This window comes from Bacillus sp. MD-5 (assembly GCF_002201875.1).
Classification (GTDB): domain Bacteria; phylum Bacillota; class Bacilli; order Bacillales; family Bacillaceae; genus Bacillus; species Bacillus stercoris.
Genome location: NZ_CP021911.1, coordinates 17335 through 31941, shown reverse-complemented (window position 1 = coordinate 31941; position 14607 = coordinate 17335). Strand labels below are relative to the sequence as shown.

13 protein-coding genes are annotated in these 14607 nt (G+C 44.6%); all 13 read left to right on the top strand.

The annotated features are described in order from the left end of the window. Positions 1-166 precede the first annotated feature (166 nt). The 13 genes from CDO84_RS00125 (at position 167) to CDO84_RS00065 (ending at position 14598) form a co-directional block, all read left to right on the top strand. Positions 167-622, top strand: coding sequence for a 2-thiouracil desulfurase family protein (locus tag CDO84_RS00125; RefSeq protein WP_040084359.1), 456 nt, complete (start codon positions 167-169; stop codon positions 620-622). 12 nt (positions 623-634) lie between these two features. Next, the gene (locus CDO84_RS00120) at positions 635-1117 is read left to right on the top strand and encodes a GNAT family N-acetyltransferase (protein ID WP_040084361.1); all 483 of its coding nucleotides are present in this window, start codon (positions 635-637) and stop codon (positions 1115-1117) included. A 110-nt stretch (positions 1118-1227) separates the two neighbouring features. Further along, a complete protein-coding gene (gene murQ, locus CDO84_RS00115; protein WP_040084362.1) occupies positions 1228-2142 on the top strand; it encodes an N-acetylmuramic acid 6-phosphate etherase in 915 nt (304 codons plus the stop codon). A 16-nt stretch (positions 2143-2158) separates the two neighbouring features. Next, positions 2159-3010, top strand: coding sequence for a MurR/RpiR family transcriptional regulator (locus CDO84_RS00110; RefSeq protein ID WP_040084364.1), 852 nt, complete (start codon positions 2159-2161; stop codon positions 3008-3010). A gap of 26 nt (positions 3011-3036) precedes the next feature. Further along, complete coding sequence (locus CDO84_RS00105) at positions 3037-4404, top strand: PTS transporter subunit EIIC (RefSeq protein WP_040084365.1); 1368 nt, start codon at positions 3037-3039, stop codon at positions 4402-4404. 56 nt (positions 4405-4460) lie between these two features. Beyond that, positions 4461-5786, top strand: a complete 1326-nt coding sequence (gene amiE / locus CDO84_RS00100) for an N-acetylmuramoyl-L-alanine amidase (protein WP_040084366.1) — start codon at positions 4461-4463, stop codon at positions 5784-5786. A gap of 27 nt (positions 5787-5813) precedes the next feature. After that, on the top strand, positions 5814-7742 hold the full coding sequence (nagZ, locus tag CDO84_RS00095; protein ID WP_040084367.1) for a beta-N-acetylhexosaminidase: 1929 nt from the start codon (positions 5814-5816) through the stop codon (positions 7740-7742). A gap of 13 nt (positions 7743-7755) precedes the next feature. Then, on the top strand, positions 7756-9000 hold the full coding sequence (locus CDO84_RS00090) for an exo-beta-N-acetylmuramidase NamZ family protein (protein ID WP_040084368.1): 1245 nt from the start codon (positions 7756-7758) through the stop codon (positions 8998-9000). 190 nt (positions 9001-9190) lie between these two features. Next, on the top strand, positions 9191-10780 hold the full coding sequence (gene btr / locus CDO84_RS00085; RefSeq protein ID WP_040084369.1) for a bacillibactin transport transcriptional regulator Btr: 1590 nt from the start codon (positions 9191-9193) through the stop codon (positions 10778-10780). A gap of 89 nt (positions 10781-10869) precedes the next feature. After that, the gene (gene feuA / locus CDO84_RS00080) at positions 10870-11823 is read left to right on the top strand and encodes an iron ABC transporter substrate-binding protein FeuA (RefSeq protein ID WP_040084371.1); all 954 of its coding nucleotides are present in this window, start codon (positions 10870-10872) and stop codon (positions 11821-11823) included. An 18-nt stretch (positions 11824-11841) separates the two neighbouring features. Then, entirely contained in the window at positions 11842-12846 is a 1005-nt protein-coding gene (locus tag CDO84_RS00075; RefSeq protein ID WP_014662557.1) for a FecCD family ABC transporter permease, read from the top strand. Continuing rightward, the gene (feuC, locus tag CDO84_RS00070) at positions 12839-13849 is read left to right on the top strand and encodes an iron ABC transporter permease FeuC (protein WP_014662556.1); all 1011 of its coding nucleotides are present in this window, start codon (positions 12839-12841) and stop codon (positions 13847-13849) included. Before CDO84_RS00075 ends, feuC begins: the two co-directional genes overlap by 8 nt. Next, positions 13846-14598, top strand: a complete 753-nt coding sequence (locus CDO84_RS00065) for an alpha/beta hydrolase (RefSeq protein WP_040084372.1) — start codon at positions 13846-13848, stop codon at positions 14596-14598. The genes feuC and CDO84_RS00065 overlap by 4 nt, the downstream gene beginning before the upstream one ends. Positions 14599-14607: the final 9 nt, after the last annotated feature.

Below are 14607 nucleotides of genomic sequence, written 5' to 3'. Positions count from 1 at the left end.
CGAGCTGACAAAAGTTATTATATACAGGTCACCCCCTGTTTGTAAAGAGAAAAATTAAATTTTTTATTTTCAAACTTTTTAACTCCTTTTTTAACTGAAAAAGCCTCCCAACGAAAGTCATTTATTTTATGATAGAGACAAGCAAAGCAAGAGAGGAGAAACCAATATGATTCTAGTCAGTTCTTGCCTTGGAGGCATTGAGTGCAGATATAACGGCTCTCACGCAGCGTCTGAGAAAATCAGAAAACTCGTCGCTGAAAATAGAGCAGTCATGGCTTGCCCTGAACTTCTTGGCGGCTTTTCAACCCCCCGTGAACCCGCAGAAATCATAGGAGGCACCGGCGAGGATGTCCTCAATGGAACAGCGAAAATCGTGACAGCTTCAGGTGAAGATGTCACAGAGCTATATATGGAAGGTGCCGCGAAAACATTGGCTTACGCAAAAGAAATCAACGCCACTGCCGTCATATTAAAAGAAAACAGTCCATCTTGCGGAAGCGGCTTTATCTATAACGGCACATTCTCTGGCAAAAAAATCCACGGCAGCGGAGTAACCGCCTCACTGCTAAAACAAGCGGGCTACCGCGTCATTTCAGAAAACCAGCTAGACGACATATTGTAAGGAGGCCACCCCATGACTCAAGACATTTCTTTATCCTTCTATAAGCCTGAACACTTGCCCGAGCTTCAATCATTCACGCTCACCAACGATGACAAACGCTTTACCTCCCTCCCGAAAGAGGTGCTGTCTCAGGCTCTGGGCATACAGGACCGATACCCGGTTGTCATCTTAAAAGACGATCTTCCAGTCGGTTTTTTCATTTTACATGCATCAAAAGAAGCGCTAGCTTCCTATTCTAACAATCCATTTGCTTTACTACTCAGCTCCCTGTCTTTAAACGCTGTGCATCACGGAAAAGGGTACGCGAAAAAAGCCATGCTTTTGCTTCCCTCTTTTGTGAGTGGATACTTTCCATGGTGCGACGAAATCATCTTGGCCGTCAATCATCTGAACATACGCGCAAAACACCTTTATATGAAATGCGGGTTCATTGATAAAGGACGGCGAAGAATCGGGCCGCTTGGAGAACAGTTGATCCTTCATCATTTCTTATAGTCTTGAGTGAAATAAAATTTCAAAAATGTAAAAACATAGTTGAAATATCATAACAGAAATGAATATACTGAATATTGAGATATATCATTTTTAAAACAGGGGGCATCCTCATGTCAGAATCATTAAACCTTCATCATCTTACAACGGAATCACGCAATAGCCAAACGGTTGAAATCCACAAAGCAAACACTCTCGGCATCCTCAAAATGATCAACAACGAAGATATAAAGGTCGCTGCAGCCGTTCAGGAGGTTCTCCCTGACATCAAAACAGCTGTAGACTGCGCATATGATTCATTTCAAAGTGGAGGCCGGCTCATATATACAGGCGCAGGCACAAGCGGCAGACTCGGCGTCATGGATGCTGTTGAATGTCCTCCCACTTACAGCGTAAGTCCTGATCAGGTCATCGGAATCATGGCTGGAGGCTCCGAAGCCTTTTTACAGGCAGCAGAGGGCATTGAAGACAGTGAAAAAGCAGGAGCTGAGGATTTAAGAAACATACAGCTCACGTCAAATGACACCGTCATTGCCATCGCAGCAAGCGGCCGTACACCTTACGCCGCAGGCGCCCTAAGATACGCCCGCGAAGTCGGAGCGCACACCATCGCCCTTACTTGCAATGAAAATTCCGCCATCAGCAAGGATGCGGATCACAGCATTGAGGTTGTCGTCGGACCTGAGGCCATTACAGGATCAACACGTATGAAAGCTGCAACCGCTCATAAAATGATTCTAAACATGATATCTACCGCTGTAATGGTCAAAATCGGCAAGGTCTACGAAAACTTGATGGTAGACGTCAACGTCAGCAACAAAAAACTAAAAGAACGCGCCATCAGCATCATCCAAAGCCTTACAAACGCTTCATACGAAACAGCCAGGAAAACCCTGGAACAAGCCGATCATCACGTCAAAACAGCAATCGTTATGCTCAAAACCAGCACAGATCAGAAACAAGCAAAGACATTACTCGATGAAGCAAACGGTTTCATTGATAAAGCAATCGAAAATTACCATCCATGATAAGGAGAGAACTAGAATGGCAACAGGCGGTTTAGCGATTATCCAATCAATGAAGCATAAGCTCCCTCCATCCGAGCGTAAACTTGCAGATTATATCCTAACCCATCCCCACAAAGCAATCGAAAGCACTGTCAGCGAAATCAGCGCCTTAGCCAATTCAAGTGACGCTGCCGTCATCAGGCTCTGCAAATCACTCGGATTAAAGGGATTTCAAGATTTAAAAATGAGAGTAGCGGGCGATCTGGCAAAGCCTACGTTTCAGGGCTACCGTGATATTGTTCCCCACGAGCCGCTGCCCTCTATTTCCGAAAAAGCGGCCGGCAATGCCATTCAAGCCATTCAGGATACTTCAGACCTGATGGACTACAAAGAACTGGAACAAGCGGTTTCTCTGCTTCTCAAAGCTCACACTGTGCATTTTATCGGCGTCGGGGCTTCCGGCATTGTCGCCAAGGACGCTCAGCAAAAGTGGCTTCGCATTCATAAACAAGCAACCGCGTTTACAGACACTCATCTTGTGGCATCTTTAATCGCAAATGCAGATAAAGACGACATCGTATTCGCCATTTCGTTCTCAGGAGAGACGCAGGAAATCATTGAACTGCTTGCCATGGCTAAGGAAAAAGGCATCACAACGATCAGCCTCACACAATTCAGTCAGACATCCGTCTCCGCACTGGCTGACGTCCCATTGTATACAGCCCATTCCAACGAAGCCTTGATTCGAAGTGCAGCCACTTCCTCCCGTCTCGCCCAGCTTTTTATGATAGATGTATTGTTTTTAGGCATGGCGGCTGAGCAATATGAAGAAACAACCAGCTATATCGATAAAACAAGAGAAGCCATACAATCTATGAGAAAAAAATAAAGCATCTTGAAGGGGAGGGGTTTTTAATGAGCAAAGAAAATAACTACCATCAACTCGCAAAGAAAATCCTCGAGTTATGCGGGGGGAAATCCAATATATCCTCATTTACGCATTGCATGACAAGGCTGCGTATTACACCTTACGATGAAAACAAAGCAGATGCTCAGGCTTTAAGAGCGCTTGACGGAGTATTGGGGGTCGTTGAGGCTGAAACCTTACAAATCATCCTCGGTACAGGAGTCGTCAATCATGTCACAACGGCTTTCTCCAAGCTCGTCTCAGCTGAAGAAGGTGTCGATGTGAATGAAGCAGCCGCCAAAAAGAAAGCCGATATCAATCGAAAGAACGCCACTCCTTTTAAACTTTTCTTACGTAAAATCGCCAGCATTTTTATCCCTCTTATTCCGGCTCTTGTCGCTTCCGGTTTAATTACCGGGATTACCAAAGCAAGTATTCAAGCCGGCTGGCTCTCTGCAGAATCACAAATTGCTGTTATCCTGACAATCATCGGATCAGGGCTGTTCACTTATCTCGGCATTCTTGTGGGTATCAACGCTTCAAAAGAATTTGGCGGGACACCCGCTCTTGGGGCTTTGGCCGGGATCTTGATTATCAATCCGGAGATCGCAAAGATCAGTTTATTTGGAGAAGAGCTTCTTCCGGGCAGGGGAGGCCTGATCGGAGTCCTTTTCGCTGCTATATTCATTGCTTACACCGAACAATTTATTCGCCGCTTTATTCCTCAATCACTCGATATCATTGTCACACCCACCGTTTCACTGTTAATCACCGGAATCGTAACGTATGTCGTATTCATGCCTTTAGGCGGATTCATTTCTGACGCCATTACATCCGGCCTTCTGTCCATCCTGGACATCGGCGGCATCGCTGCGGGCTTTATTCTGGGCGCAACCTTCCTTCCTCTCGTCGTAACCGGATTGCATCAAGGCTTGACGCCTGTGCACATGGAACTGATCAATTCAATTGGCAATGATCCTCTGCTCCCTATTTTGGCTATGGGAGGTGCAGGACAGGTAGGCGCGGCCTTTGCCGTCTTCGTGAAAACGAAAAAAACAACACTGAGAAAAGCAATCGCCGGCGGGCTTCCGTCAGGCCTGCTCGGCATTGGGGAACCGCTCATTTTCGGAGTCACGCTGCCGCTTGGCCGTCCGTTTTTAACGGCATGCTTAGGTGCTGGAATCGGCGGCGCCTTTCAAGCTTATTTTCAAGTAGCCACCTTTGCGATTGGTGTCTCCGGACTGCCGCTTTCCTTTCTAGTCCTGCCTTCGCAAATCATCCTGTATATCGTCGGGCTCTTTATTTCCTACGCGGCCGGCTTTTTATTGACCTATGCATTCGGATATAAAGATGAAATGGCTTCTCAGTTCGATTAAATTGTTTCTGTTTTAGGGATAGTAAACGGGATAGAAGCACAGAAAGGGGATAACCTGTGAAAACAAAGACACTGTTGTTATTCAGTGCCATTTTAACCCTATCGATATTGGCGCCAAATGAAACCTTCGCGCAAACAGCAGACAGCTTGGTTGAGCCGAAAACCATAAATGCAGCAACTGCACAATTCTCGACGAAGAAGCTAAGGAAGGTAGATCAGATGATAGAACGGGATATTGCAGCAGGATTTCCAGGCGCCGTTCTTGTCGTCGTGAAGGATGGACGCATCATAAAAAAAGAAGCATACGGCTACAGTAAAAAGTACGAAGGATCAGAGCTGCTGCGCCGTCCGGCAAAAATGAAAACCCGCACGATGTTTGACTTAGCCTCAAATACAAAAATGTACGCCACAAATTTTGCATTGCAGCGCTTAGTCAGCCAAGGAAAACTTGACGTCTATGAAAAAGTTTCTGCATATTTGCCTGGTTTCAAGGATCAGCCTGGAGACCCCATAAAAGGAAAAAACAAGATACGTGTCATTGATGTTCTTCAGCACCAATCAGGGCTTCCATCAAGCTTTTACTTTTACACGCCGGAAAAAGCCGGCAAATACTATTCCCAGGAACGTGACAAAACGATTGAATATTTGACGAAAATTCCGCTCGATTATCAAACCGGGACAAAACACGTATACAGTGACATTGGGTATATGCTCCTCGGCTGTATTGTCGAAAAACTCACCGGAAAACAGCTTGATGGCTACGCGGAGCAAGAGCTCTACAAGCCGTTGAAGCTGAAGCACACCTTGTACAATCCGCTGCAAAAAGGCTTTAAACCAAAGCAGTTCGCAGCTACTGAACGCATGGGCAATACACGTGACGGCGTTATTCAATTCCCTAACATACGCACAAACACGCTGCAAGGAGAAGTGCATGATGAAAAAGCGTTTTACTCAATGGATGGCGTGTCTGGCCATGCCGGGTTGTTCTCAAATGCAGATGATATGGCCATTCTGCTGCAAGTCATGTTAAACAAAGGATCATACCGAAACATTTCTTTATTTGATCAGAAAACAGCTGACTTGTTTACAGCACCTTCAGCAACAGATCCGACATTCGCTCTTGGCTGGCGGCGGAACGGAAGCAAAAGCATGGAATGGATGTTTGGCCCTTACGCCAGCGCAAATGCTTACGGGCATACAGGCTGGACGGGGACAGTTACAATCATTGATCCAGCATACAATTTAGGCATCGCATTGTTAACAAATAAAAAGCATACCCCAGTTGTTGATCCAGAAGAAAATCCCAACGTCTTTGAGGGTGATCAATTTCCAACAGGCAGTTATGGAAGCGTTATAACCGCGATTTATGAAGCAATGGAATGAATGATTAGACGATAGGAGGAAGTTTCTATGAAACCTGTCTTTCCGCTTATCCTTTCAGCCGTTCTTTTTCTTTCATGTTTTCTCGTGGCTAACCAGAAAGAAGCCACTGCATCTAAAAGTTCAATCGATGCCAATCAGATTGTCAATCGTATGTCATTAGATGAAAAACTCGGTCAGATGCTGATGCCTGATTTTAGAAATTGGCAAAAGAAAGGCGAGTCCTCACCGCAAGCCCTTACGGAAATGAATGAGGAAGTCGACAGCCTCGTCAAGAAATATCAATTCGGAGGCGTCATTCTTTTTGCAGAAAATGTAAAAACAACAAAGCAAACGGTCCAGCTGACAGACGCTTACCAAAAGGCAAGTCCCAAAATCCCACTCATGCTTAGTATTGATCAGGAAGGCGGCATTGTAACGAGGCTAGGGGAGGGCACTAATTTCCCAGGGAATATGGCGCTGGGCGCAGCCAGAAGCAGAATCAATGCGTATCAGACCGGCAGTATCATTGGAAAAGAGCTCTCGGCCTTAGGCATCAATACAGATTTCAGCCCTGTCGTAGACATTAACAATAATCCTGATAATCCTGTAATCGGCGTACGGTCATTCAGCTCCAATCGAGAACTGACATCACGACTCGGTTTATACACGATGAAAGGGTTGCAGCGGCAGGATATCGCCTCTGCTCTCAAACATTTCCCGGGACATGGAGACACGGACGTTGACAGCCATTATGGACTGCCGCTCGTTTCCCATGATCAAGAACGGCTTCGAGAGATCGAGCTCTATCCTTTTCAAAAAGCAATTGATGCCGGTGCTGATATGGTGATGACAGCCCATGTTCAATTCCCTGCCTTTGACGACACCACATACAAAAGCAAACTCGATGGATCGGACATTTTGGTTCCAGCTACACTTTCGAAAAAAGTGATGACAGGCCTTCTTCGTCAGGAAATGGGCTTTAATGGGGTCATCGTTACCGATGCGCTCAATATGAAGGCAATCGCAGATCATTTCGGACAGGAAGAGGCTGTGGTCATGGCCGTAAAAGCTGGTGTCGATATTGCATTAATGCCAGCCTCAGTTACTTCATTGAAAGAAGAACAGAAATTCGCACGTGTTATTCAAGCTTTGAAAGAAGCCGTGAAAAACGGAGAAATTCCTGAAAATCAAATCAACAAATCAGTTGAAAGAATCATTTCCCTGAAAATAAAACGCGGCATGTATCCAGCACGGAACGACGACAGTACAAAAGAAAAAATAGCCAAAGCCCAAAAAATCGTAGGAAGCAAGCAGCACCTGAAAGCAGAGAAAAAAATAGCTGAAAAAGCAGTAACTGTATTAAAAAATGAACAGCACACTTTGCCGTTCAAGCCCAAAAAAGGCAGCCGAATCTTAATTGTGGCACCTTACGAAGAACAAACTGCTTCAATCGAACAAACCATTCGCGATCTCGTCAATCGTAAGAAAATCAAACCCGTATCTGTCGACAAAATGAATTTTGCCAACCAAGTATTTAAGGCCGAGCATGAAAAACAAGTAAAAGAGGCTGATTATATCATTACCGGTTCCTATGTCGTCAAAAATGACCCTGTCGTCAACGACGGTGTCATCGACGACACCATATCTGATTCAAGCAAATGGGCTACCGTGTTTCCGAGAGCTGTCATGAAAGCCGCACTGCAGCACAATAAACCTTTTGTCTTAATGAGTCTGCGCAATCCCTATGATGCCGCCAATTTTGAAGAAGCAAAGGCACTGATTGCTGTCTATGGCTTTAAAGGATACACAAATGGCCGTTATCTTCAACCTAATATTCCGGCCGGAGTGATGGCGATATTCGGCCAGACAAAACCTAAAGGCACACTTCCAGTTGACATTCCGTCAGTCACGAAACCAGGGAACACCCTTTACCCATTTGGCTACGGTTTAAATATCAAAACGGGAAAACCGCTTTAATGAGGAGGAACATATGAGAAAAACAATATTCGCTTTTCTCACAGGGCTCATGATGTTCGGAACGATAACCGCTGCCTCTGCTTCACCCGATTCAAAGAATCAAACGGCTAAAAAACCTAAAGTCCAGACCGGCATAGACACGCTTTTGCCAGATTACAAAAAACAGCTCAAGGGAAAACGAATCGGACTGATCACCAACCCAACGGGAGTAAATGCATCTCTGAAAAGCAGTGTCGATATACTTTTCGAGAATCCAGAAATCAAACTGACAGCTTTATTCGGCCCTGAACACGGCGTCCGCGGTGACGCCCAGGCTGGAGACGAAGTAGGCTCTTACATTGACGAAAAAACCGGGGTTCCTGTATACAGTCTCTACGGAAAAACGAAGAAACCGACACCAGAGATGCTGAAAAATGTCGATATTCTACTGTTTGATATTCAGGATGTCGGGACCCGTTTCTACACGTACATTTATACAATGGCATACGCAATGGAAGCCGCCAAAGAAAACGACATTCCGTTTATGGTGCTGGACCGCCCGAACCCTCAAGGCGGAAATCATATTGAAGGACCAATCTTAGAACCTGAATACGCCTCATTTGTCGGATTGTATCCCATTCCGTTGAAGCATGGGATGACGATAGGCGAATTGGCTATATTGTTCAACAAAGAGTTTGACATTGATGCCGAGCTTACAGTCGTGAAAATGAAACACTGGAAACGAAAAATGGATTTTGACGATACCCGATTGCCTTTCGTCCTCCCTTCGCCTAACATGCCGACAGTGGAGAGCACATTTGTTTATCCTGCAACCGGGCTAATTGAAGGAACAAATATATCCGAAGGGCGAGGGACAACAAAACCATTCGAATTGATCGGAGCTCCCTTTATCAAAAGCACAGAGCTTGAAGAAACTTTAAACAGCCTCCATTTGCCGGGCGTGACATTTAGGGCAGCATCCTTTACCCCAACGTTTTCTAAACATCAAGGAACGCTTTGCCACGGTGTGCAGCTCTATGTGACAGACAGAGATAAGTTTGAAGCCGTTAAAACAGGTCTCTCAGTCATTAAAACCATACACGATCTCTATCCTGAGGATTTTGAATTCCTCTCAACAGGTTCATTCGATAAACTGGCAGGCAACGGCTGGATCAGGACAAAAATCGAAAATGGAACTTCTATTGAAGACATCATAGACAGCTATGAAAAAACACTCCAACAATTCAGCAAAACAAGAAAAAAATATCTCATTTATTAAGGCGTAAGCATCGTATGTTACACGTGTAACATATTCTTACTGAACGAAAGACCCTTACTTTCATACACGAGTAAGGGTTTTTTTCGTGCTAAAAACCCACCCGCTTTATATAGGAAAACTTTCATTTATTTGGTACAATTTTTATTGAAAATGATTATCAATTGAAAGCTTCTGAAAAGGTGGTCTACTCTTGCCAAACGCAGTGATTTATCAACCCATACAAATTGAATATCTAAAAAAAACAAGTGATCTCTTCTCAGAACAGCAATTAGCCGATTCATTCGTGCTGATCTTTCATTTAAAAGGAAACGGCCATATTTCGATCGGAACAAACACCAATCCTCTGCAAAAAAAGACACTTTATGTTTGCCCGCCTAACGAGACTTTTGGCTTTACACCAGCAGCCGATGGACATATAGATGCTTGTCTGATCAGGCTTCAAAGCTATATCAAGGAAAACGGCCAAGATATGTTCACACCATGTGCAGAATCAGAATTAGCCAAACTGAAGCTTGTGAATGTTTCGCATATCGAAAATCTTGCAGTCCGGCTTCAAGAGCTTGCAACACTATGGAATGAATCGTCTCAGCTTTCTCAGCTTAAATGTGTAATTGAAGTACAAAGCCTGATTTATGACCTCTTTACTGCCAGTTTATCTGAGCAAACGGATACACATTCAGCAATCGAAAAAACAAAACACTATATCGAAACCCATGCCCATTCAAAAATCACGCTTGCCAAGCTGGCACAAATCGCAGGAATCAGCGCCAAACACTACAGCGAAAGCTTTAAAAAATGGACTGGACAGAGCGTAACAGAATTTATTACGAACACAAGAATCACCAAAGCGAAACAGCTCATGGCAAAATCAAACTGCAAATTGAAAGAAATCGCTCACCAATCCGGTTATCAAGATGAATTTTATTTCAGCAGAATCTTTAAAAAATATACAGGGTGTTCACCTACAAGCTATATGAAAAAACGACGAAAAAAGATCGCCGCTTATGGAAGGGGGACCATGGGCCATCTCATTCCTCTTCATCACATACCCTTTGCCGCTGCTCTGCATCCGAAATGGACGTCTTACTACTATCAGCATTATTCGACAGATATACCCGTCCAGCTCAGTGCATACCGCTTTAATGAAAAGTGGGAAGAAAACCTGTACACATTATCGCAGGCAGAACCAGATGTGATTGTCAGCATGGATTCTATTTCTCCAGAAGAACAATATCACCTGAATCGCATCGCAGAAGTCATGTACCTTCCTTCAGAAGAAAGCTGGAGAACCCACTTTCTGCAAACGGCCTCATTTTTAAAGGAAGAATCCGAAGCAGAAAAGTGGCTCGCGGCTTATGACCGGCAGACAACAGCCGCCAAAAAAACACTTCAGCACGTTCAAGGGCTGCGTTTTCTCTTTTTGAGGCTGCATAAGCAAAACTTCTATCTGGCACATAACCGAAGCGTCCGCGAAGTTTTCTTTGGAGATTTAGGATTCAGCTCGGCAAAAACAGCTGACACACCTTCAGAGCAAGCGATTCCGTTAGAAAATATCGCAAATTACCAAGCTGACTGCATGATGCTTTTTCTTTTTAAAGAACCAGAGACCATAGCCTATTATCAGCAATTACAGCTGACAGAAGCATGGCAGAACCTAAGCGCCGTAAAGAATAACCGTGTTTATCTTCTATCCCTTGACCCATGGAATGAATACTCAGCTTGCGGGCACGAACGCATCGTTCAGCAAACTATTTCTTTACTATCCGGAGATTGTCCATGATAAATCAGAAATTTGTCCATGGTGTTATATCTATTCATTCTCTATAATTCTAATTGATAATAGTTATCAATTGACAGGAGGCCCTATAGATGAAAAAAATATCTCTAACCTTATTAATCTTGCTTCTCGCGCTGACAGCAGCAGCCTGCGGCAGCAAAAACGAATCGACCGCCAGCAAGGCAAGCGGCACAGCATCGGAAAAGAAGAAAATTGAATACCTGGATAAAACATATGAAGTAACTGTACCGACAGACAAAATTGCCATTACGGGAAGCGTTGAATCAATGGAAGATGCCAAACTGCTTGACGTTCACCCGCAAGGCGCGATTTCATTCTCAGGCAAATTCCCTGATATGTTCAAAGATATTACTGATAAAGCCCAATCAACCGGAGAAAAAATGGAGCCAAACATTGAAAAGATTTTAGAAATGAAGCCAGACGTCATCCTTGCTTCAACAAAATTCCCGGAAAAAACACTGCAAAAAATAAGCACAGCCGGCACAACGATCCCAGTTTCTCATATCTCTTCAAACTGGAAAGAAAACATGATGCTGCTTGCCCAGCTGACTGGAAAAGAGAAAAAAGCGAAAAAAATCATTGCAGATTATGAACAGGATCTAAAAGAAACAAAAACTAAAATCAATAATAAAGCGAAAGATTCAAAAGCGCTTGTCATCAGACTCAGACAAGGCAACATTTACATTTACCCTGAACAGGTGTATTTCAACTCCACGCTATACGGTGATTTAGGCCTTAAGGCGCCGAGCGAAGTAAAAGCTGCAAAAGCGCAAGAGCTGATTTCATTAGAAAAATTAAGTGAAATGAACCCAGATCATATCTTCGTCCAATTTTCTGATGATGAAAATGCAGACAAACCTGATGCCTTAAAAGATCTGGAGAAAAATCCAATCTGGAAAAGCCTGAAAGCAGTCAAAGAAGATCATGTGTATGTCAACTCAGTGGACCCTCTCGCACAAGGCGGCACAGCTTGGAGCAAAGTCCGTTTCCTGAAAGCGGCTGCTGAAAAATTGACACAAAACTAATTCAGAGTAGGTTTTTGTATGTATTCAAAACAGTGGACACGTATCATATTGATTACTTCTCCATTTGCTATAGCACTGTCGCTTTTGCTTTCAATCCTTTATGGGGCAAAGCATCTTAGCACAGATATTGTTTTTACATCTCTTATTCATTTCGATCCGGGAAACACAGACCATCAAATTATATGGCATTCTCGGATTCCAAGGGCTGCCGGCGCTCTGCTCATAGGGGCAGCCCTTGCTGTTTCTGGAGCGCTTATGCAAGGCATTACGCGCAATTATTTAGCTTCGCCCTCCATTATGGGCGTTTCAGATGGTTCCGCGTTTATCATCACGCTCTGTATGGTTCTGCTCCCGCAATCATCGTCGATTGAAATGATCATTTATTCTTTTATCGGCTCAGCGTTAGGGGCTGTGTTAGTATTCGGCCTTGCCGCCATGATGCCGAACGGATTTACCCCCGTGCAGCTCGCCATCATCGGCACAGTCACAAGCATGCTGCTCAGCAGTTTATCAGCGGCCATGTCGATTTATTTTCAAATTTCTCAGGATCTCAGTTTCTGGTACAGTGCCAGACTTCATCAAATGAGTCCGGATTTCCTGAAGCTTGCCGCTCCGTTTTTCCTGATTGGCATCATAATGGCCATGTCTCTCAGCAAAAAGGTGACTGCCGTATCCTTAGGCGATGACATTTCTAAAAGTCTGGGTCAAAAGAAAAAAACCATAAAAATCATGGCGATGCTTTCCGTCATTATTTTAACCGGCAGTGCCGTAGCGCTGGCCGGAAAAATTGCGTTTGTTGGTTTGGTTGTTCCTCATATCACGAGATTTCTCGTCGGCTCTGATTACAGCAGGCTGATTCCGTGTTCCTGTATTTTGGGCGGAATCTTTTTAACCCTGTGTGATCTCGCAAGCCGATTTATCAACTATCCGTTTGAAACACCGATTGAGGTCGTAACATCCATTATCGGCGTACCTTTCTTCCTTTATTTGATTAAACGAAAAGGAGGGGAGCAAAATGGCTAAAAAATATGCATTGTTCATCGTTTTGATTCTCGTTGTCAGCTATTTCAGTTTAACGAGCGGATCATTTTCTGTTCGTCCGGCTGAGCTGCTCTCCACTCTTTTTCAAATCGATCCGAATCCGCAGTATGAAATTTTGCTGTTCGATCTAAGACTTCCGAGGGTTGTCATGGCTGCTATTATCGGACTCGGTCTTGGCATTGCAGGCGCTGTCATCCAGGCCATCACAAGAAACGGGCTTGCTGACCCGGGAATTCTCGGAATCAACGCAGGGGCAGGAGCCGGTATTGTGGCGTTTATGCTCTTGTTCCAAGGCCAGAAGGAAGTGACATCCATAGCTGCAGCGATGGGGATGCCGCTCTTTGGATTGATAGGCGGGCTCATCGCGGCGCTCCTGATTTACATATTTGCATGGCACAGAGGCAATTTAGATTCAGGAAGAATTATTCTGGTAGGAATCGCGATCAATTCAGGATTCAGCGCCCTTTCTTTGTTTTTATCATTAAAAATGGACCCGCAAGACTATCAAATGGCCATGGTGTGGAAAAACGGAAGCATCTGGTCTGCCAACTGGACGTATATCACAGCCGTTCTTCCGTGGATGCTGCTGTTTATACCGATTCTTATTGCCAAATCCCGCTTGCTCGACACCATTCGTTTTGATGAAGACACAGTAAGAAGCCTTGGCATATCATCAAATAAAGAAAAAACCATCCTGCTCGTCGCCTGTGTAGCAATCATCAGTGCCTGTGTCTCCGTAGCGGGCAGCATGGCGTTTGTCGGCTTAATTGCTCCCCATATTTCACGGAGGCTGTCTGGCGTCGAACATCGCTATATTCTGCCACTGAGCGGTTTAATCGGGATGCTGCTTGTGATAAGCGCAGACTTTGCAGGAAAACTGTTTTTTCAGCCCGCGGAAGTGCCCGCAGGCATCATTTTGGCGATCCTCGGTGTTCCTTATTTCTTATATTTGCTTTTTAAGCAAAAAAAGGGGGAGAATGCTTGAAAGGATCTCTTTCAGAACACAAAGCCGGCAACAGGAGGTTCACGCTGTACCTCCCTCCTTCCTACAGCGCAGACAGCGGGGAATTCCCTGCTGTTTATGTGCAAGATGGCCATTCTTTGTTTCACGGCCAAATTGAATTATTAGAAAGCATATTTCAACAGCATAGGCTCCCTGAACTTGTACTAATTGGTATCGAACCTGAAAATCGGCTTGATGAATACACGCCATGGCCGGCTGCATCACTCAGTGATCGGTTCCCGGACTTCGGAGGCATGGGATATGACTATCTGTCTGACATGACAAACCGGTTCATTCCGTTTATCGAAGAAAACTGGAACATCGCCAGGAAACCGCAAACAAGAGGAATGATCGGTGCCTCATTAGGCGGCCTCATCTCAATGTTCGCCTTATTAAAGTATCCGTCAGTTTTTGGGAAAATAGGTTCTATCTCAGGTTCATACTGGTACGAGAACGCAGCGGAAACCATTCATATTTCTTTTTTAACACCCGGCACTGCGCGTATTTTCATGTCTGTCGGCAGTGAAGAAGGCCGTGGAAAACAATCCATTCAGCGGCATATGCTGGAAAAAACAAAGCAAGTTCACCAAAGTCTAAAAGAAAAAGGCTTCACTGAAGACCAGCTTTGTCTTTCAATTGAAAAAGGGGCGGTGCACCACCGCAAGTATTTCTGCAAACAGTTCATCACCGCTCTCGAATGGCTATACGGAAAAAACCGCTCAATCCAATGAGCGGTTTTT

Coding starts and splice junctions, on each gene's coding strand:
- CDO84_RS00105 (WP_040084365.1), top strand. CDS start 3,037: ATGAGCAAAGAAAATAACTACCATCAACTCGCAAAGAAAATCCTCGAG.
- CDO84_RS00090 (WP_040084368.1), top strand. CDS start 7,756: ATGAGAAAAACAATATTCGCTTTTCTCACAGGGCTCATGATGTTCGGA.
- CDO84_RS00120 (WP_040084361.1), top strand. CDS start 635: ATGACTCAAGACATTTCTTTATCCTTCTATAAGCCTGAACACTTGCCC.
- CDO84_RS00125 (WP_040084359.1), top strand. CDS start 167: ATGATTCTAGTCAGTTCTTGCCTTGGAGGCATTGAGTGCAGATATAAC.
- CDO84_RS00075 (WP_014662557.1), top strand. CDS start 11,842: ATGTATTCAAAACAGTGGACACGTATCATATTGATTACTTCTCCATTT.
- CDO84_RS00110 (WP_040084364.1), top strand. CDS start 2,159: ATGGCAACAGGCGGTTTAGCGATTATCCAATCAATGAAGCATAAGCTC.
- murQ (WP_040084362.1), top strand. CDS start 1,228: ATGTCAGAATCATTAAACCTTCATCATCTTACAACGGAATCACGCAAT.
- feuC (WP_014662556.1), top strand. CDS start 12,839: ATGGCTAAAAAATATGCATTGTTCATCGTTTTGATTCTCGTTGTCAGC.
- feuA (WP_040084371.1), top strand. CDS start 10,870: ATGAAAAAAATATCTCTAACCTTATTAATCTTGCTTCTCGCGCTGACA.
- nagZ (WP_040084367.1), top strand. CDS start 5,814: ATGAAACCTGTCTTTCCGCTTATCCTTTCAGCCGTTCTTTTTCTTTCA.